Raw genomic sequence first — 18,476 nt, 5'->3', positions numbered from 1 at the left:
GGGATCAGGCCTGGACCTTCCGCGGCGGCAGGCCGGACACATCGCGGCCGGGCACCTGCACCAGGTGCAGGGTTTCGGCATCGAGCTGCAGCGCGGTGAGCGTGCCGCCCCAGACCGCGCCGGTGTCGAGTGCGTGCACGCCCAGGCCCAGGAACAGGCCCAGCGTCGACCAGTGGCCGCAGACGATCTTCAGATCGCGCTCGGCGCGGCCGGGCACTTCGAACCAGGGATAGATGCCGGGCTGCTGGGTGCCGGGCGTGCCCTTTTCCTCGAACGCGATGCGCCCGCGCGGCGAGCAGTACCGCATGCGCGTGAACACGTTGATGATCGCGCGGTCGCGGTCATAGCCGGTCAGGTTGGGCGACCACGCGGGGCGATCGCCGTACATGTTGCGCAGCAGTTTCTTGTAGCCCGGGCCGCGCAGCTTGTTTTCGATCTCGCGCGCGTGACGCTGCGCCAAATCGACGTCCCAGCGCGGCGCTAGCCCCGCATGCAGCATCATCCAGCCGAGTTCGCGGTCGACGTGCAGCAGCGGACACGCACGCAGCCAGTCGAGCAGCACGTCGCGGTCGTGTGCGAACAGCACGCCCTGCAGATCGGCGTTGACCTTGCGCTGGTCTTCCTCGCGCCGCTCGGCGATGGCCAGCAGCGAGAGGTCGTGATTGCCGAGCACGCTGACCACGTTGTCGCGCAGCGAATGCACCAGTCGCAGCGTCTCGACCGATTCGCCGCCGCGGTTGACCAGATCGCCACAGAACCACAGACGATCGACCGCCGGGTCGAAGCGGATCGCTTCGAGCAGTCGCTGCGTCGGGCCGTAGCAGCCCTGCAGATCGCCGATCGCCCAGACGGCCATCAGTGCAGGGTTCGCGGGATCGAGAGCGTGAACGGCGGAATCGGCGCATCGAACTGCGCACCGTCGTCGCCGACCATGTCGTAGGAACCTTCCATCGTGCCGACCGCGGTCGATAGCACCGCGCCCGAGGTGTAGGTGAAGGCCTCGCCGGGCTCCAGACGCGGCTGTTCGCCGACCACGCCGTCGCCATGCACTTCCTCGATCCGGCCATTGGCGTCGGTGATGACCCAGTGGCGGGCCATCAGCTGCGCAGGCAGGCGGCCGGTGTTGCGGATGCGGATCGTGTAGGCGAACACGTAGCGGTCGTCGTCGGGCGTCGATTCCTCGTCGAGGAAGCGCGTCGCGATCTGGATCTCGAGTGTGTAGTCGGCTGTCTCGTCCATGCTGGAGACAGTGTATCCGCAGGCCATGAATGCATCGACTACGTTGTCACCGGATGATTCGCCAGACGCACGAAATCCACGACTGCGAGCTGCTCTGCGCGCAGTTGTGGATCGATGCCGGCAGCGGTGATCGCATCGCTGTCCATGAGCGTCGACAGCGCATTGCGCAGCGTCTTGCGACGCTGGCCGAACGCGGCGCGCACGATGTCGGAGAAGCGCCGGGGATCGTCGATGCCGACGGTGTCGGCCGGACGCGGCTTCAGGCGCACGACGGCCGAATCCACCTTCGGCGGCGGACGGAATGCGCCGGGGCCGACGACGAACAGCATCGTGACTTCGCAGTAGGCCTGCAGCATCACGCTGAGGCGGCCATAGACCTTGCTGCCGGGACCCGACGCCATGCGCTCGACGACTTCCTTCTGCAGCATGAAATGCATATCGGTCACGACCGCCGCATGGTCAAGCGCGTGGAACAGGATCGGCGACGAGAGGTTGTAGGGCAGGTTGCCGACGAGCCGGATCGGCGCATCGCCGGCGAGCGCGGTGAAGTCGACGTCGAGCACGTTCGCGTGGATCAGTTCCAGTTCGCCATGCGCGGCGGCCTGCAGCGTCAGCGGCTCGAGCAGATCGCGGTCGAACTCGATCGCGGTCAGCGCGCCGTGACGCTTGAGCAGCGGAAACGTCATCGCACCCTGGCCGGGGCCGATCTCGACGAGCCGGTCGCCGGGCTGCGGATTCACCGCCAGCACGATGCGATCCACGACGCCGCGCTCGTGCAGGAAGTTCTGGCCGAGGGATTTTTTCGGCGGTTCGGAGAACGCGCCGGGCGCGGCAGGGGAACGCATCATCGTGTGGTCAAGCCGAAACGGAAGGAGGGGTGGGTCACAGCAGGCGCGTGCCGGGCGCGACGTCGCCGTCGGGCACGCACAGTCGCACGTGGCCGTCGGCATCGTGGAAGCCGGTGACCAGGCATTCGGACATCAACGGGCCGATCTGCTTGGGCGGAAAATTGACCACGCCGACCACCAGCCGGCCGACCAGCGCCTCGGGCGTGTAGTGCGCAGTGATCTGCGCGCTGGACTTGCGCACGCCGAGCTCCGGGCCGAAATCGACGTGGAGGATGTAGGCCGGGCGGCGCGCTTCCGGGAACGGTTCGGCTGACACCACGCGGCCGACGCGCAGATCGACGCGCATGAACTCGTCCCAGCCGATCGTGTCGTCCGCGCTCACGCGGCGTGCCTGCGGTTGCGGCCGAGCGCGGTGCACTGGTCGATCGCCGCGAACAGGCTCGACGGGTCCGCGCGGCCGCTGCCGGCCAGTTCCAGCGCGGTGCCGTGGTCAACGGCGACACGCGGGTAGGGCAGGCCGAGGGTGAGGTTCACCGCGGATTCGAAGCCGCTGTACTTGAGCACCGGCAGGCCCTGGTCGTGATACATCGCCAGCACCGCGTCGGCGTTGGCCAGGCGTGCGGGCAGGAACGCGGTATCCGCCGGCAGCGGGCCCTCAAGCAGCAGGCCGCGTGCGCGCAGGCGTTCGAGCACCGGCGTGATGGTCTCGATTTCCTCATGGCCGAGATGTCCGGCTTCGCCGGCATGCGGATTGAGGCCCAGAACGGCGATGCGCGGTGCGGCGATGCCGAAGTCCGAGCGCAAAGCGGCGTCGAGGATGCCGATCACGCGTTCCAGCAGCGGCGCGGTGATCGCGTCCGGCACGGCGCGCAGCGGCAGGTGCGTCGTCGCCAGTGCGACGCGCAACGTCGGGTTCGCCAACATCATCACGACATCGCAGCCGGCGTCGTGGGCCAGCAGCTCCGTGGTGCCGGTGTAGGGCACGCCACCGGCGTTGATCGCCGCCTTGTGCACAGGGCCGGTGACCATGCCGTCGAAACGGCCGTCGCGGCAGCCGGCTGCGGCATGCAGCAGGCCGTCGAGCACGCTGCGGGCGTTGCGCAGATCCGGGGTGCCGAAGGCTGTGACCGCGGCGTGCGGCAGTTCGATCAGGCGCAGCGTGCCGGGCGCCACATCGGTGGCTTCGGCATCGGTGAAGACGATCGAGAGGCCGATGGCATCGGCCGCGCGTTGCAGGGTGGGACGGTCGCCGATGGCGACGAGGTCGCAGTCCCAGGCGCGCCAGGCGGCGCGCACGCAGAGTTCCGGCCCGACGCCGGCCGGTTCGCCCGGGACCAGCGCCAACCGGACGGGTCGCATCTCAGCCGCCGCTGCCGATCTCGGGATCGCGGTTCGGACCGACGCGGACACTGACGTAGGCTTCGCCGCGCAGTTCGCGCACGTAGCGGTCCCACTCGTCCTCGAGCTTGCGCTGGCCGATGGCTTCGCGGGCCTGGGCACGACGGTTGTTGTCGTTGCCGGCTGCCTGGCGCGTGGCCTGGCGCTGGACAATGTGCCAGCCGGCCTGGGTGCGGAAGGGCTCGGAGACGTCGCCGTCGCCGATCGCCGCGACTTGGCCGCCGAAGTCAGGGCCGAACTCGTCCTGGGTGAACCAGCCGAGGTCGCCGCCGTTGGCCTTCGTGGCGTTGTCTTCCGAGCTCTCGCGCGCGACTTCGGCGAAGTCCGCACCGCCGACAAGGCGGGCGCGCAGGCTGTCCGCACGACCCTTGGCGGCGGCATCGTTGCCCGGCTCGCTGCGGATCAGGATGTGGCGCGCCTGGTACTCGGTGACCGAGCCGGCATCGGCCGACTGCGCGGCTTCGCGGCGGTCGACGAGCTGCAGGATCTGGAAGCCGCTCGGGCCACGGATCGGGCCGATCGTCTGGCCGGGCTGCAGGCTGGTGACCGCACTCGCGAACGCAGCCGGAATCTCGTCGGCACGACGCCAGCCCAGATCGCCGCCTTCCAGCGCGTTCGGGCTGTCGGAGTAGCGCACGGCCGCGGCCGAGAATTCCATCTCGTTGCGGTCGAGCAGCGACTTGATGCCGTCGACCTTCTGCTGGCCGGTCTGGATCTGCTCCGGCGTCGCGCCTTCCGGCAGTGCCACCAGGATGTGGGCGAGACGGTACTGCGCGCCGGTCGCTTCGGCCGACAGCGCCGCATCGACTTCCGCGTCGCTGACCGAGATACGGGTCTGGGCGAAACGCTGACGCATGCGCTGGATCATCAGTTCTTCGCGCAGCGAGGCGCGGAAGTCGTCGAACGACATGCCGTCGCCCGCCAGCTGCTGGCGCAGCTGATCCATCGTGAAGTTGTTCTGCTGGGCGATCGCGGCGATGGCCTGATCAACTTCCTGATCGCTGACGCGCACGCCGGTACGCTGCGCGTTCGCGGTCTGCAGGCGCATCGTGATCAGCCGCTCCAGCACCTGGCGCTCGAGGATTTCTTGCGGCGGCAGCTGGTCCTGGCGGGTCGCGTACTGGCCGCGGATGTTGGTGACCGCGCGCTCGAGTTCGCTGGCGAGAATCACGTCCTCGTCGACGACGGCGGCGATGCGGTCCAGCGGCTGGAGGTCCTGCGCGTGCGCAGTCGATGCGAACAGCGCGGCAGCGGCCGCGAGGGAATAGATCAGTGTCTTCATTGGCTCAGGCCGGGGGTCAGGGTCTCATCGTCGTCGCTGTTGCGCAGCTCGGACGGCGGCACGAGATAGAGGTCATCGCGGTAATAACCGAGAATAGCACGGCGCAAACGGTCTTCCGTGTTGGGTCCGGCCGAGCCCAGACCCTTCAGTTCAAGTTCGAACATGATGGCGTTGTTCAGCTCGCCCTGGCGATTGCGCAGGTAGCGACGGCCGACGACGCGCGCCGCGAGACAGCAGCTGTCCCACTGCACACCGGCCACTGCTTCGAGCAGACGGCTGTCGGTGAACGAGTAGTAATAGCGGCCGACGATGCTCCACGCCGGGCTGATCGGATACAGGAACGACAGGTCGGCCTGCTCGATCAGATCCGCGCGGCGGCGGTAGGCGAAGTTGGCGATGCCTTCCTCGCCGATCAGGTAGCGCGTGCGCAGCGACATCAGGTCTTCGCGGCGGAACTTGGGATCCCACTGGTAACCGGCGCTAACCGTCCAGCGGTCGTTGATCGCGTAGGTCGCGTCGGTGACCCAGGCCGAGCGGCCCTGTTCGACCTGCGCTTCGCCGGGAATCGTGACCCGCGAATCGGAGAGATAGACGATCTGGCCGAGGCTGGCCGACAGTTTTTCCTGGCCGTCGGATTCGCGGATCAGGCGCGTGCTGACCGCCATCGTGATCTGGTTCGCGTCGGCTTGGCGGTCGGCACCGGAATAGCGGTTGTCGCGGAACAGCTGGCCCCAGCCGAAGGTCAGCGGGGTGGTGTCGAACAGCGGCAGCGCGGACTGGTCGCGGTACGGCGAGTTCAGATAGAACAGCCGCGGCTCGAGCGTGTGCAGATACTCCTCGCCGCGCCAACTGGTGTTGCGGTCGAAGAACAGGCCAGCGTCGATCGAGCCGATCGGCTGGCTACGGCTCGGCGAGCTGTTGCTGTAGAGCGCCAGCGTATCGGCGGGCACGGGCTGATCGCCCGGGATACCGAGTTCGGCGCGTGCGCGCTGCGCGGCGATCTGGTCTGTCAGTGCGCGGTCCAGCGCGTAGCTGGTGTGGCGCCAGGCGAGCGTCGGTCGCACGAACCACGCCGCGCCTTCGAACGGCAGCGAGATATAGGGCTTCAGATCGAGACGGCTGCCACCCGGACGCGCGGCATCGTCGATGTGCGCGAAGCGCGTCGCAGTGGTGTCGACGCCGGCGTTGATCCAGTCACCGTACGGGCGCTGCCAAGTGAACGAGGCATGCGGCAGCCGGTTGTAGGGCAGCACGGATTCGGGAAGCGTGTAGTCGGTCAGCAACTGGTAGTCGCCGAGCACGCTCGCATTCCAGTAGCCGCGGTCGCCCGACGAGCCCTGGCCGAACACGCCGATCTGGCTCAGCGCGCTGACCGACGAAATGCCGTCGACGTTGTTGCTCGAGTCTTCCAGATACCGCGGGTCGCTCATCCAGGTCAGATTGGCGCGGCCCTGCCAGGTCGGGTTGATGTCCAGCGACCCGCCGAAGCCGAGGAATGCGCGGTCGGCCTTGCGCCGGTTCTCGACGATCGGCACCTGCTCTTCTTCGAGCTCGCGCTCGCGACTGGTCAGCTTGTCAGACGGCAGATAGGCCACGTCCAGTTCGCCACGCGTGCGATCGGTCGCGAAGCGGAATTCGGTGCCCAACTGCACGCCGCGCCGGCTCATGAAGCGCGGCTCAAGCGTCATGTCGTAGTTCGGCGCGAGGTTCAGATAGATCGGCTGGGTGTAGTCGAAGCCGTTGCGACCAGACTGTGAAATGCGCGGGAACAGCAGGCCGGTCAGGCGCCGCTCGTCGATCGGGAAGCGGAACCACGGCACGTACAGCACCGGCACCTTGCCCACGCGCAGGGTCGCGTTGCGCGCGGTGCCCATGCCCATGTCGGTGTCAATGTCGATCTGGCCGGCCTTCAACTCCCACCAACGGTCGCTGGGTGTGCAGGTCGAATAGGTCGAACCGAGCAGGGCGCCGACGGTGCCGTCCATGCGGATGTGGTCGGCGCCGCCATTGCCGCGGCGCGCGGTCAGCTGGTATTGCACGCTGTCCATGCGGTAGGACTCGGCGATCGTGTCGCCCTCCACACGATCGGCTACGACGCGCATGCCGCGATCCTGGTAGCGCACATTGCCGTCGGCGACGAAGGTGCCGTCGTCCTGCGAGAACTGCAGGTCATCGGTGCCGAGGAACTGGTCGCCGCGGCGCAGGGTGACGTTGCCGGTGACATTGCCGGTGAAGTCGCTGTCCACGCCGGCCAGGCCGTCGAAGGCGTCGCCGTCGATGTCGGTGGGCTGGGCTTCGCGCTGTTCGACCGTGCCGACCGGCGCCTGGGCGTCGGTGAAGGCCGGCACCGCGTCCTCGATCGGACACAGCGCCCAGTAGTTCGGACGGAGCCTGTCGTCGGCGTTGGCGGACAGCGAAACCGCGATGCAGAACGGAAGGGGAAGCAAGCGGAGGGCTGTGCGCACGGTCGATCCGTTCAGCGGGAAAAACGGGCGCCAGCATGACCGATCCACCGGGCAGCGGCAATGCGGCTCGAAGACATCCTGTTCACCTGCGATATCAGTAATTCCGGGCCGGCTGGGCGACCGGCTGAAGACACGTCAGCCGGCCAGGGCGCGCAGGTGCGCGACGCTGCTTTCGCGCAGCGCCTGCAGGTCGTAGCCGCCCTCGAGCATCGAGACGATCCGGCCTTCGCAGTGCCGCTCGGCAATCGCGACGAGTTCGCCGGTCAGCCAGCCGAAATCTTCGGCATCGAGCTGCAGCTGGGCCAGCGGATCGCGCCAGTGCGCGTCGAAGCCGGCCGAGATCATCAGCAGCTGCGGCGCGAAGGCATCGATCTCGGGCAGCAGGCGTTCGCGCCAGGCTTCGCAGAAGCGGCGGCTGCCGGTGCCCGCGGTCAGCGGCAGGTTGACGATGTTGCCGACCCCCCGCTCGTCGCGGCGCCCGGTGTCGGGAAACAGCGGCATCTGGTGCGAGCTGACGTATTGCACCCGCGGTTCGGCCTCGAAGATCGCTTGGGTGCCGTTGCCGTGGTGCACGTCGAAATCGACGATCGAGATCCGGGTCAGGCCGTAGCGGTCGAGCGCGTGCGCAGCCGCCACGGCGATGTTGTTGAACAGGCAGAAGCCCATCGCGATGTCGCCGGTGGCGTGGTGGCCGGGCGGGCGCACCGCGCAGAACACGCGGCGCTCCGTGCCGCCCTGCACCGCATCGACCGCGGCGACGCCGGCGCCTGCCGCATGCAGCGCGGCCTGTGCCGAGCCCGGGGACAGCACGGTATCGCTGTCGAGCGGAATGCGGCCGCTTGGTTGCGAATCGAGCACGGTGGCGAGCAGAGCGGCGTCGTGGACGCGCAACAGCTGGCCGCGGGTCGCGGGCGGCGCCTGGCGCAGATCGAGATCGGGGAACGCGGTCCGCAGTGCCTCGATGACGGCGGCCAGGCGCTCGGGGCGCTCGGCATGGCCGGGGCCGGTGTCGTGGTCCAGCAGACTCGGATGCGAGAACACCGGCACCCGCCGCTGGTCACTGCCACCGAAGCCGACCGGATGGTGCATCGCTCAGCGCCGCCGCTCGTGGTGCCACAGCACTTCGCCGTGGCCACTGGCGCGCGCCAGCACCCGGGCGAGCACGAACAGCAAGTCCGACAGTCGGTTGAGATAACGCACCGCCTGCGGGCGGACGTCCTCGACCCGCGCCAGCGCGACCGACTCACGCTCGGCGCGGCGGACCACGGTGCGGGCGATGTGGCAGCGCGCCGCCGCTTCGCCACCGCCGGGCAGGATGAAATCCTTCAGCGGCGGCAGATCGTCGTTGTAATGGTCGAGCTGCTGCTCGAGACGCTCGATATCGGCGTCCTCGATCGCGGCGTGACCGGGAATGCACAGCTCGCCGCCGAGATCGAACAGCTGGTGCTGGACGGTCGTCAGCAGGGTGCGGATGTCGTCAGGCACGTCGGCCGCCAGCAGCAGGCCGATCGTCGAGTTGGCCTCGTCGACAGTGCCGTAGGCGGCCACGCGCAAGGAATCCTTGCCGACCCGGGCGCCGTCGCCGAGCCCGGTCGAGCCGTCGTCGCCGGTGCGGGTGTAGATCTTCGAAAGACGGTTGCCCATCCGCGCGACGTCAGTCGGCGTGCAGCGGACGGACGCTGGTCGCCGGCTTCGGCAGCACGCGCGTCAGCAGCACGTGGGCCATCGCAGCGGCGCCGACGTACAGGGCGGCGGTGCGCATGTAGGGCAGCAGCCAGTCGCTGTAGTTCTTCCACCAGCCGGCGAGCGTGGGATCGGCGACGGAAGCGCTGATCCAGTAGAAGCTGCCCTGCGCCAGCAGATGGCAGATCGCCACCGAGGCCACCAGTGCCACGACCAGCTGGCCGATCGCGACCGGCGCCGACGCCGACAGATGACGACGCAGCAGGCCGCCACCGGCCCACAGCGCGAAATACGCCGGCACCAGGCACCAGTAGGCCGGCGACACGCAGTAGTGCTGCCAGAACGACAGGCCCTGGCTGCTGATGACGAACCAGTCCACCGCGACCGCCAGCACCATCAGCGCCGGAAACGCCCAGCGCTGCCAGTTGGCCAGATAGAAGCCGCCGATGAAGAACACCGCCCACGAAGCATCGGGAATCGCGGCGAAATGGTGCAGCCGGGTCGCGGCCATCAACGCGGCCAGCAGGGCGAAGATCGTGGCGCGGCGGGCGGTGAGGGTCATCGGACAGCTCCGGTGCAACGTCGGGTCGAGCGCGCATTCTAGCGGAGCCGCAGCGCGGGGCGCAGAGGGCGGCGCGTATCATCGCGGCCATGGTCGAAACACATCCAGAGCCGGTGCATCCGGTCCTCATCGTCGGCGGTGGTCTGGTCGGCGCCAGTCTTGCGATTGCGCTGGACCGCGCGGGGGTCGATGCCGCGCTGGTCGAAGCCACACCGCCGGCGTCGATGCCGGCGGTCTTCGACGAGCGCAACCTCAGCTTTGCCGAGGCCACGGTCAACGCCTTGACCGCCCTCGGCGTGCTGCAGAAGCTGCGCGCGCCGGGCGGTCCGATCCGCGAGATCCACGTCAGCCGCGCCGGCGACTTCGGCCGGGTGAAGCTGGCCGCAGCCGATTACGCACGCGACGCATTCGGCCAAGTCGTCGTCGCGCGCGATTTCGGCGAAGCGCTGGAAGCGCGTCTGGCGGAGCTGCCGCGTCTGGTGCGGTATCGGCCGGCGCGCTTCGCGGGATTCGACGGGTTTGAAGACGGCCATCGCGTGGTCCGGCTGAGCGGGCCAGACGGCGAAACCCGCGTGCGGGCGCAGTTGGTGGTCGGCGCCGACGGTGTCGACAGTGCGGTGCGCCAGGCGCTCGGCATCGACGCCGAGACCCACGACTACGCGCAGACATTGTTCATCGCGCGTCTGCGCGCGGCGCGTGCGTCGGATGGCCGCGCATTCGAGCGCCTGACCGACACCGGCCCGACCGCGCTGCTGCCGCGTGGCGACCGGCACTACGGTCTGGTCCACGGTGTTTCAAGCGAAGAAGCCGATGCCGTCGCCGCACTCGATGACGCGGCATTTCTCGCGCGCGTGCAGGCGGCGTTCGGCTGGCGCGCGGGACGGTTCCTGTCGGTCGGTCCGCGCAGCCGCCATCCGGCGAGGCGCGTGGTCGCCGCGCGCTGCATCGACACGCGCGCCGTGCTGGTCGGCAATGCGGCGCAGAGCCTGCATCCGATCGGCGCACAGGGTTTCAACCTGGGTCTGCGCGATGCGCTCACCCTGGCCGAAGTCATCGCCGGCGCGGCCGATCCCGGCGCGTCGGCGATGCTCGAATGCCACGCCGCGCGTCGCCTGGACGATCGCACGCGCACGCTCGCGTTCTCCGACGGCCTTGCCCGCGTGACGTCCAATCCCGCACGCCTGCTGCGGCCGCTGCGCAGTCTCGGCCTGCTGGCGATCGATCGCGATTCCGCATTGCAGGCGATGCTCGCCGGCGGTGCGATGGGCTATCGCGGCGACGTGCCGGCGCTGTGCCGGGGAGCCGCCGCATGAGCCGCCGCGAGCGACGCGATGTCGTGATCGTCGGCGGTGGCGTGGTCGGCGCCGCGTGCGCGCTGGCGCTGGCCGCGCAGGATCTCGATGTGGTGCTGGTCGAGGCACGCGCGCCCGCCGCGTGGTCGGCGGCGAGTCCCGATCTGCGGGTCTATGCGTTCGCGCACGACAGCGCCCGCCTGCTGCGTTCGGTCGGCGCCTGGGACGATGTCCGGACCGCACGTGCGCATCCCTACCGGCGCATGCAGGTCTGGGATGCGGGCGGTGGCAGCGAGCTCGTGTTCGACGCCGACCAGCTCGGCATGCGCGAGCTCGGCTGGATCGTCGAGCACGGCCTGCTGGTCGATCGGCTGTGGGCGCGGCTGGCCGCGGCCGGTGTCGATGTGCGGGCGCCTGCGCAGGTGGAGGCCCTGGACCAGGACGCCGACGGCGTGACCCTGCGCCTCGATGCGGGCAGCCGGATCGAGGCGCGTCTGGCGATCGCCGCCGACGGCGCCGCGTCGACGCTGCGCACACTCGCCGGCATCGGCACCCGTGCGCACGACTACGCGCAGGCCGGTGTGGTCGGCTATGTCGACAGCACCGGACCGCATCGCGACACCGCGTGGCAGCGCTTCCTGCCGACCGGTCCGCTGGCGTTGCTGCCCGTCGAACAGGGCCGCAGTTCCATCGTCTGGACGCTGCCCGCCGATGAAGCGACGCGCATGCGCGAACTCGACGACGCGGCGTTCTCGGATGCACTGACGCGCGCGTCCGGCGGCCGGCTCGGCACGTTGACGCCGGTCTCGCCGCGCGCCGCGTTTCCGCTGCGGCGCCAGCTGGCCGATGCGCAACTGCAAGGCCGCGTGCTGGTGATCGGCGATGCCGCGCACGTCGTGCATCCGCTGGCCGGGCAGGGCGTGAATCTCGGCCTGCGCGATGTGATCGGGCTGGCCGAGAGCGTCGGTGACGCGCGTCGTCGTGGCGCGCGCTGGGATGCGCCGCAGCGGCTCGCGCGCTGGGCACGCACGCGACGCAGCGAAAGCGCGGTCGCCGCGCACGCCTTCGAATCGATCAACCGCGCCTATTCCAATGAATCGTTGTTGCCGGTGCTGCTGCGCAGCCATGCGCTCGGCATTGCGCAGGCCTTGCCGCCGCTGCGCAATCTGCTGTGGAAGCGGGCGGCGGGACTTTGAGTCCGGCGTTCCGATTGCTGGTCGCCACGCTGCTGGCGTGCGCCGCTGCACCGACGTTCGCGATGACCCAGTGCCCGGTCGAATCGGTCAAACCGGGCTGGTTCGTCGCGCTTGGTTACGGCGTGCTCGCGCTCGCCGCATGTCTCGGATTCGCCGCGCCGGTGTTCACGTGGCGGCGCACCCGGGATGTCCGACCGAGCAAGCGCGCGCTGTGGCTGCTCGGCGCCTGCGTGGTGATGCTGGGCGTGTGGCTCGCCGGCCTGATGATCTGGCTCGGCGCGTTCGTCCTGCCCTGCTGAACGCGCCCGTCAGTGCGCGAGCGCGGGCTTGCCGCGCATGCGGCGGATCAGCGCGATGATGCCCACCACGATGCCGCCGGCAACGATGCCGACCACCGCGTTGATCACCGTCGGCAGCATCGCGCCGAGCACCATGCCGACTTCCGGCAGCGCGCCGAGGCCGGTCGCCGCGTCGTCGATCCAGGTCTGCACGTCGTGCACGCCGTGGGTCAGGATGCCGCCACCGACGAGGAACATCGCCGCGGTGCCGACGATCGCCAGCGTCTTCATCAGCCACGGCGCGACGCGCAGGATGCCGCGACCGATCGCCTGCGCCGCGCCGGACGCGCGCTTGCTCAGGTACAGGCCGGCGTCATCGAGTTTGACGATGCCCGCGACGAGGCCGTAGACGCCGACCGTCATCAGCGCAGAGATGCCGACCAGCACGCCGACCTGGGTCGCGAATGCGGCGCCGGCGACGGTGCCGAGGGTGATCGCGATGATCTCTGCCGACAGAATCAGATCGGTACGCACCGCGCCGCGGATCTTGTCGCGCTCGAACGCCACCGGATCGACGTCCGTGCCGGCGAGCGCCGCGGTGCGACCCGGCTTGGCGGCGTCGTCCTCGGCTTTGTGCAGCACTTTGTGCAGCACTTTCTCGAAGCCTTCGTAGCAGAGGAACAGGCCGCCGGCCATCAGCAGCGGCGTGACTAGCCACGGCAGCCATGCGCTGATCGCGAGTGCCGCCGGGACGAGGATCAGCTTGTTGCGCGCCGAGCCCTTGGCGACCGCCCAGACCACCGGCAGTTCGCGGTCGGCCTGCACGCCGGTGACCTGCTGCGCATTGAGGGCGAGATCGTCGCCGAGTACGCCGGCGGACTTGCGCGCGGCCACCTTGGTCATCAGGGCCACGTCGTCGAGCACGGTGGCGATATCGTCGAGCAGGGTGAGCAGGCTGGACGCCATGCGGGTCAATCCGGAGGGGAGGGCGCGCGCAGTATGCAGCGCCGATGTGGCGGCTGCGTCAGCGCGTGAGCGCCCAGGCGGCGAGGCCGAAGGCCAGCATCGCGACAGTGCTGGCGACCACCGCGAGCACCTGCGCGCGCAGCAGGCGCTGTTCGACACGTGCCGCGCCCAGCTGCAGCACTTCGATGGTCTTCTGCATGTCGGCGGCGAGCTTGCCGATCGAGTCGGCGTTCTGGCTCGCGGCGTCCTGCAGTTCGGTGATCTGTGCGTCGAGTACGTCATTGCGGCGCTGCTGCCCCAGGTCGACCAGGGGCGGCGGCGTGCGGGTGAAGATCGGCCGCGCCAGTCGGACGATTTCCGGCAGGTACGGGGCGACGACGGTGATCCAGCCTGCAGCCATGACGCGTGCTCCGGTTGTCGACTCAGTCGACGCTGGCGTAGACCGTGATCTCTTCGCGGTCGTGATAGAGCTGACGCGCGCGGATCACCAGGTTCTCGTGCTCGCCGGCGTTGTTGGCGAACAGGTCCAGCGCCAGCAGCGTTTCCTGCCAGCGTTTCTTCATCGGCAGCTTGAGGTTGAAGACCGCATTGCGGCACCAGCCTTCGCGGAACCAGGTCGCCATGCGCTCGGCGACCTTGCGCGGCTGCTCGACCATGTCGCAGACCATCCAGTCGACCGCGCCGACGGGCTGGTAGCGGAAGCCGTCGACGCGGTGGTGATCGACCAGGCCGGTCTCCATCAGGTCGGCCTGCATCGGGCCGTTGTCGACCGCGACCACGCGCATGTGCTCGCGCGTCAGCACCCAGGTCCAGCCACCGGGCGCAGCGCCCAGATCGACCGCCCGCATGCCGGGCTTGATGCGGGCGTTGCGCTCGCGTTCGGTCAGCAGCGCCATGAAGGCTTCTTCGAGCTTCAGCGCCGAACGCGAGGGCGCATCGGCGTGCGTGCGCAGGCGCGGAATGCCCATCGCCCACGGCGCGCTGTCGCCGACCACGGACTGCGCGATGTAGGCGTGCGTGCCCGAGACGAAGAACACATGCAGACGCGGGAAGCGCGTCTCGTCCTTCTGGCTCAGGAAGCCGCGCTTGCGCAGCGCCGGACGGAGCGCATTGCCGAAGCTGCGCGCGAGGCCGGCGAGCTGCTTGCCCTCGTCGGATTCGGGGTGCTCGACCATCAGTTCGCCGTGGCGACCGCGGCCCGCCAGCACTTCGAAGATCGGCGTGATGCGGTCGGTCGGATCGAGGTCGCGCAGTTCGGCCAGCAGCATCATCTTCTGGCGCGCGAAGATCAGTTCGCGGAACGGCAGCTCGCTGGTCAGCGACGGGCCGTTGTCGGAATGGAACAGCACATAGCCGTCGCCGCGATTGGTCTGCGCGTAGCCCGCGACATGCACGCCGGCGGCGCGTTCGGTCAGTTCCGCGGCGAGGTCGGGCTCGAAGCCCGGGCGGCAATAGCAGAGCAGGCCGCTGATCGCGTGCAGCGGCGAGGTGGCGTCGGCCGGCTCGGCGACGGCGTCGGTGTGGTCGGTGTCGATGTCGCTCATGTCAGTACTTCGCCCCGTCGGTTTCGCCATAGGTGCGCAGCACCGCGCGCGCGTCGTCGCGCAGCAGGTCGCGCACGACTTCGATGCCGCGCTGGTTCAGCGCGCCGATCCAGTCTTCCGGTAACGGACCTTCGTCGAACGGCGTCAGTGCCTCGACGTCTTCCGAGCGTGCGCCGATCAGCAGCCGGTCGATGCCGGCCCAGACGGTCGCGCCGTAGCACATACAGCAGGGCTGCGAGGACGTCGCCAGGGTGATCGGGCCACCGCGCTCATTGAGGCGCGGCGTCTGCAGGCGCTGCTGGGCGAGCATGTACGCCATCGTTTCGGCGTGCGCGACCGAGCAGGTATGCGGCATCACCCGGTTCACGCCGACGGCAATGATGCGGTCGTCGCTGCCGAACACGGCCGCGCCGAACGGGCCACCGCTCTGCGCCTCGATGTTCATCCGCGAGAGATCGATCGCGAGTGCGACCTTGGCGTCATCGCCGACGTAGGCGCGCGACACGTCGACGTGTTCGTGCACCCACGCGGGCAGGGTCAGGTGGACCTGGGCATACAGCATTGGAAATTCCGGAAAAGAAGCGGGGGATCAGCGCAGCAGGCTGCCCGGCGCGGGCGCCTCGCAGCGCGAGTTGACGCAGGCGCAGGACTGGATCTCGACGAAGCCGCAGACCCCGGCGATGCCGCGACGTGCGCAGTCGGCCTGCACCGCCTGCGGATCGACCTGCGCGTTCGCATTGACGCAGGCCGGCTGGTAGCCGCAGCAGCTACCGACGTTCTTGACCGCGCAATCGCTGTCGACGCGGCAGCTGGTGTCGAGATCCGGCACGCCCGACGGTGCGACGGGTCGATCGATGACCGGCGCATTCGGCGGCGGCGCGGCCTCGGCGACCGGCGGCGCAGGCGCAGCGCACGCCACCAGTGCCAGCAACAGCAGGGCAGGCAACAGGCGGAACGACAGGGCGCGCAGGCGGATCATGCCGGGGATGTTACCGCTCCAGCGCGTCCAGCGCCTCGAGCGCCCGCTGGAACCGGACATGGTCGGGCGCATCGGCCTCGGGGTGCTGCGACAAGTAGGTCCGCAGCGCCAGCCGGTATTCGGCGATGAACGCTGGATTGGTGGGGCTGGCGTCGTACTGGCGTTGTGCGCGCATGACGGCCTGCACGTCCTCGCGGCGTTGCAGGTCGCGGCCGTGTTCGGACGCGGCGGTCAGGATCACCACATTGCGCGCGAAGCCGGGCACGTACTTGACCTCGAAGCGCTGACCCAGTGGCGGAATCTCGATCGCGTTGCGCAGCGGATACAGCGTCGCCGTCGTGGTGGAGAATCCGAAGATCACATCGCGCCCGTCTTCGGTGCGCAGCACGCCCTCGTATTTCCAGACGTACTGCTCGTTGAGCTTGGAGCTGGTCTGGCGCGCGTCGATCAGCACCGCGGTGCCGCGTGTGCCCACCGCATTGAGAAACGCGGCATTGACGAACTGCATGCAGAACAGCGCCAGCATCCACGCGACGAAGGTGGCGATGCCCCAGCCGGCGTTGCGGCGCCAGATCGACATGCCGATCCCGAACGCCAGATACACCGGGATCATCCAGAACGGATGCTGGTTGAGCAGGTACAGCAGCATCGAGATCAGCGTCATCGGCGGGGCGTCCTGTCCGTCGGTGCGGGTCTGCGTCGAGGACGCGTGCGGATCGGGGGCAGCGATCCGCGATGCGTCGGTGAATCAGCCCGCGCGTCGGCGCGGGCGTATCACCTGAGCGTCAGCCGCCCGCCTTGTCCGCTGCCCAGGTATCGCGCAGGGTCACGCTGCGGTTGAACACCGGCTTCGCAGCCGTGTGGTCGACGCGATCGGCGACGAAGTAACCGAGACGCTCGAACTGGAATGACTGCTCGGGCGCGGCCGTCGCGGCAGCCGGTTCGACGTAGCCGGTCACGCTGCGCTTTGACTCGGGATTCAGATGGTCGCGGTAGGTCTTGCCGGTCGACTCGTCGTCCGGCTTTTCGACCACGAACAGCCGGTCGTAGAGGCGGACTTCGGTCTCGACCGCATGCGCTGCGCTGACCCAGTGGATCGTCCCCTTGATCTTGCGGTTCGCGCCTTCCATGCCGGGACGCGATTCGGGATCGAGCGTGCCGCGCAACTCGACGATCGCACCGCTCTCGTCCTTGATCACCTCGTCGCAGCGCACGATGCCGGCGCCGCGCAGGCGCACTTCGCCGCCCGGAATCAGCCGCTTCCAGCCCTTGGGCGGTACTTCGGCGAAATCGTCGTGCTCGATCCACAGCTGGCGCGAGAACGGCACCTCGCGCACGCCCTGCGCTTCGTCCTTCGGGTGGTTCGGGAAGCTCAGTGTTTCGGCATGGCCGTCTGGCAGGTTGGTCAGCACCAGCTTCAGCGGATTGACCACCGCCATGCGGCGCGGCGCGCGGGCGTCGAGATCGTCGCGCAGCGCGCCTTCGAGCACCGAGAAATCGATGACCGAATTCTGCTTGCTGATACCGACACGATCGACCAGCAGACGCAGGCTCGCCGGCGTGTAGCCGCGGCGGCGCAGGCCCTGCAGCGTATACATGCGCGGATCGTCCCAGCCGTCGACCAGGCCTTCGCCGACCAACTGGGTGAGCTTGCGCTTGCTCATCACCGTGTAGTTGATGTTGAGGCGCGAGAACTCGATCTGGCGCGGCTTCGCGGCGACGACCGGCAGCCCGCGTTCGGTCAGCGACGCCAACAGGTCCGGATTGCCGGCCAGGTCGACGCGGTCCACCACCCAGTCGTACAGCGGGCGGTGGTCTTCGAATTCCAGCGTGCACAGCGAATGGGTGATGCCTTCGATCGAATCGCCCAGCGCGTGGGCGAAGTCGTACATCGGGTAGATCGGCCAGGCGTCACCGGTGTTCTGGTGGGTGACCTGCTTGATCCGATACAGCGCCGGGTCGCGCAGATTCATGTTGCCGCTGCTCATGTCGATCTTCGCGCGCAGCGTGCGCGTGCCGTCCGCAAACTCGCCCGCACGCATGCGCTGGAACAGGTCGAGGTTCTCGTCGACGCCGCGGTCGCGGAACGGCGAGTTGCGGCCCGGCTCGATCAGGGTGCCGCGGTACTCGCGGATCTGCTCTGGGGTGAGATCGCAGACGAAGGCGTCGCCCTGTTCGATCAGCTTCTGCGCGGCGCGGTAATAGACATCGAAGTAATCCGAGGCGTGGCGCAGCTCGGCCCACTCGAAGCCCAGCCAGCGCACGTCGTCCTCGATCGCGCGGACGAACTCGAGGTCTTCCTTCTCCGGATTGGTGTCGTCGAAGCGCAGATTGCAGCGGCCGTCGAATTCGGCGGCGATGCCGAAGTCCAGGCAGATCGCCTTGGCGTGGCCGATGTGCAGGTAGCCGTTGGGCTCGGGCGGGAAGCGCGTGCGTACCGCGGCGTGCTTTCCGCTGGCCAGATCCTCGCGGACGATCTGCCGGATGAAGTCCTGGCGTGCCGGGGTGGCGGGATCGGTCGAGGGAACGGCGGATTCGGCGGAAGACATGGAGGCTCGGACGGCGGCTGCGGGAGAGCCGTGCAGTGTAGCGGACGGTCCACATGCGACGCGCCCGCGTCATGTGTGACGGGGTGGTCGCGATTTCTGTGATGGGCTCCTGCCATAATTCCGTGACGACGGTACGGAAACCGTGGCACGCGAGTTGCGATGGACAGGGTGAGACCAAGGGGGCGGCGCATGCGC

General features: G+C 68.9%; 20 protein-coding genes. 3 read left to right on the top strand and 17 right to left on the bottom strand.

The window, feature by feature from the left end:
- Window positions 1-4: 4 nt before the first annotated feature.
- From LU699_RS04180 to LU699_RS04135, 10 genes are all read right to left on the bottom strand, one after another.
- Entirely contained in the window at window positions 5-856 is an 852-nt protein-coding gene (locus LU699_RS04180; RefSeq protein ID WP_232134396.1) for a symmetrical bis(5'-nucleosyl)-tetraphosphatase, read from the bottom strand.
- Window positions 856-1,239: a Co2+/Mg2+ efflux protein ApaG gene (gene apaG, locus LU699_RS04175; protein WP_232134397.1), complete on the bottom strand. Its 384-nt coding sequence runs from the start codon at window positions 1,237-1,239 to the stop codon at window positions 856-858. Before apaG ends, LU699_RS04180 begins: the two co-directional genes overlap by 1 nt.
- 38 nt (window positions 1,240-1,277) lie before the next feature.
- Window positions 1,278-2,084: a 16S rRNA (adenine(1518)-N(6)/adenine(1519)-N(6))-dimethyltransferase RsmA gene (gene rsmA, locus LU699_RS04170; RefSeq protein ID WP_232134769.1), complete on the bottom strand. Its 807-nt coding sequence runs from the start codon at window positions 2,082-2,084 to the stop codon at window positions 1,278-1,280.
- Window positions 2,085-2,121: 37 nt separating this feature from the next.
- Complete coding sequence (locus tag LU699_RS04165; RefSeq protein ID WP_343218360.1) at window positions 2,122-2,469, bottom strand: tRNA-binding protein; 348 nt, start codon at window positions 2,467-2,469, stop codon at window positions 2,122-2,124.
- Window positions 2,466-3,446, bottom strand: coding sequence for a 4-hydroxythreonine-4-phosphate dehydrogenase PdxA (gene pdxA, locus LU699_RS04160; protein ID WP_232134398.1), 981 nt, complete (start codon window positions 3,444-3,446; stop codon window positions 2,466-2,468). Before pdxA ends, LU699_RS04165 begins: the two co-directional genes overlap by 4 nt.
- Window position 3,447: 1 nt before the next feature.
- A complete protein-coding gene (locus tag LU699_RS04155) occupies window positions 3,448-4,767 on the bottom strand; it encodes a peptidylprolyl isomerase (protein WP_232134399.1) in 1,320 nt (439 codons plus the stop codon).
- A complete protein-coding gene (gene lptD / locus LU699_RS04150) occupies window positions 4,764-7,232 on the bottom strand; it encodes an LPS-assembly protein LptD (RefSeq protein WP_232147983.1) in 2,469 nt (822 codons plus the stop codon). The genes LU699_RS04155 and lptD overlap by 4 nt, the downstream gene beginning before the upstream one ends.
- Window positions 7,233-7,367: 135 nt before the next feature.
- Window positions 7,368-8,279, bottom strand: coding sequence for a histone deacetylase family protein (locus tag LU699_RS04145; RefSeq protein ID WP_232134771.1), 912 nt, complete (start codon window positions 8,277-8,279; stop codon window positions 7,368-7,370).
- Between the two features lie 45 nt (window positions 8,280-8,324).
- A complete protein-coding gene (locus LU699_RS04140) occupies window positions 8,325-8,876 on the bottom strand; it encodes a cob(I)yrinic acid a,c-diamide adenosyltransferase (protein ID WP_232134401.1) in 552 nt (183 codons plus the stop codon).
- Between the two features lie 10 nt (window positions 8,877-8,886).
- The gene (locus LU699_RS04135; protein ID WP_232134402.1) at window positions 8,887-9,477 is read right to left on the bottom strand and encodes a hypothetical protein; all 591 of its coding nucleotides are present in this window, start codon (window positions 9,475-9,477) and stop codon (window positions 8,887-8,889) included.
- Window positions 9,478-9,566: 89 nt separating this feature from the next.
- On the opposite strand from LU699_RS04135, the gene ubiH reads away from it, so the two are divergent.
- Genes ubiH through LU699_RS04120 form a run of 3 tightly spaced genes read left to right on the top strand, consistent with a single transcriptional unit; the run spans window position 9,567 to window position 12,264 of the window.
- On the top strand, window positions 9,567-10,790 hold the full coding sequence (gene ubiH, locus LU699_RS04130) for a 2-octaprenyl-6-methoxyphenyl hydroxylase (RefSeq protein ID WP_232134403.1): 1,224 nt from the start codon (window positions 9,567-9,569) through the stop codon (window positions 10,788-10,790).
- Window positions 10,787-11,965: an FAD-dependent oxidoreductase gene (locus LU699_RS04125; protein ID WP_232134404.1), complete on the top strand. Its 1,179-nt coding sequence runs from the start codon at window positions 10,787-10,789 to the stop codon at window positions 11,963-11,965. Before ubiH ends, LU699_RS04125 begins: the two co-directional genes overlap by 4 nt.
- Window positions 11,962-12,264, top strand: coding sequence for a hypothetical protein (locus LU699_RS04120; RefSeq protein WP_232134405.1), 303 nt, complete (start codon window positions 11,962-11,964; stop codon window positions 12,262-12,264). Before LU699_RS04125 ends, LU699_RS04120 begins: the two co-directional genes overlap by 4 nt.
- A gap of 9 nt (window positions 12,265-12,273) precedes the next feature.
- Here LU699_RS04120 and LU699_RS04115 read toward each other — a convergent pair whose 3' ends face one another.
- The 7 genes from LU699_RS04115 to LU699_RS04085 form a co-directional block, all read right to left on the bottom strand.
- Complete coding sequence (locus LU699_RS04115) at window positions 12,274-13,209, bottom strand: DUF808 domain-containing protein (protein ID WP_232134406.1); 936 nt, start codon at window positions 13,207-13,209, stop codon at window positions 12,274-12,276.
- Between the two features lie 58 nt (window positions 13,210-13,267).
- The gene (locus tag LU699_RS04110; protein ID WP_232134407.1) at window positions 13,268-13,609 is read right to left on the bottom strand and encodes a hypothetical protein; all 342 of its coding nucleotides are present in this window, start codon (window positions 13,607-13,609) and stop codon (window positions 13,268-13,270) included.
- Window positions 13,610-13,631: 22 nt separating this feature from the next.
- Complete coding sequence (gene rlmM, locus LU699_RS04105) at window positions 13,632-14,681, bottom strand: 23S rRNA (cytidine(2498)-2'-O)-methyltransferase RlmM (protein ID WP_232134772.1); 1,050 nt, start codon at window positions 14,679-14,681, stop codon at window positions 13,632-13,634.
- 73 nt (window positions 14,682-14,754) lie between these two features.
- Window positions 14,755-15,315 (bottom strand): nucleoside deaminase, encoded by a 561-nt coding sequence (locus LU699_RS04100; protein WP_232134408.1) that lies wholly within the window; start codon window positions 15,313-15,315, stop codon window positions 14,755-14,757.
- Between the two features lie 27 nt (window positions 15,316-15,342).
- Window positions 15,343-15,732, bottom strand: coding sequence for a hypothetical protein (locus tag LU699_RS04095; protein ID WP_232115337.1), 390 nt, complete (start codon window positions 15,730-15,732; stop codon window positions 15,343-15,345).
- Between the two features lie 10 nt (window positions 15,733-15,742).
- The gene (locus tag LU699_RS04090; protein WP_232134409.1) at window positions 15,743-16,396 is read right to left on the bottom strand and encodes a hypothetical protein; all 654 of its coding nucleotides are present in this window, start codon (window positions 16,394-16,396) and stop codon (window positions 15,743-15,745) included.
- Between the two features lie 121 nt (window positions 16,397-16,517).
- Entirely contained in the window at window positions 16,518-18,281 is a 1,764-nt protein-coding gene (locus LU699_RS04085) for a glutamine--tRNA ligase/YqeY domain fusion protein (protein ID WP_232134410.1), read from the bottom strand.
- Between the last annotated feature and the right edge of the window lie 195 nt (window positions 18,282-18,476).

Source organism: Luteimonas fraxinea, assembly GCF_021233355.1.
GTDB lineage: Bacteria > Pseudomonadota > Gammaproteobacteria > Xanthomonadales > Xanthomonadaceae > Luteimonas > Luteimonas fraxinea.
The sequence above is the reverse complement of the archived record's forward strand: the minus strand, read 5'-3'. Positions and strand labels throughout refer to the sequence as shown.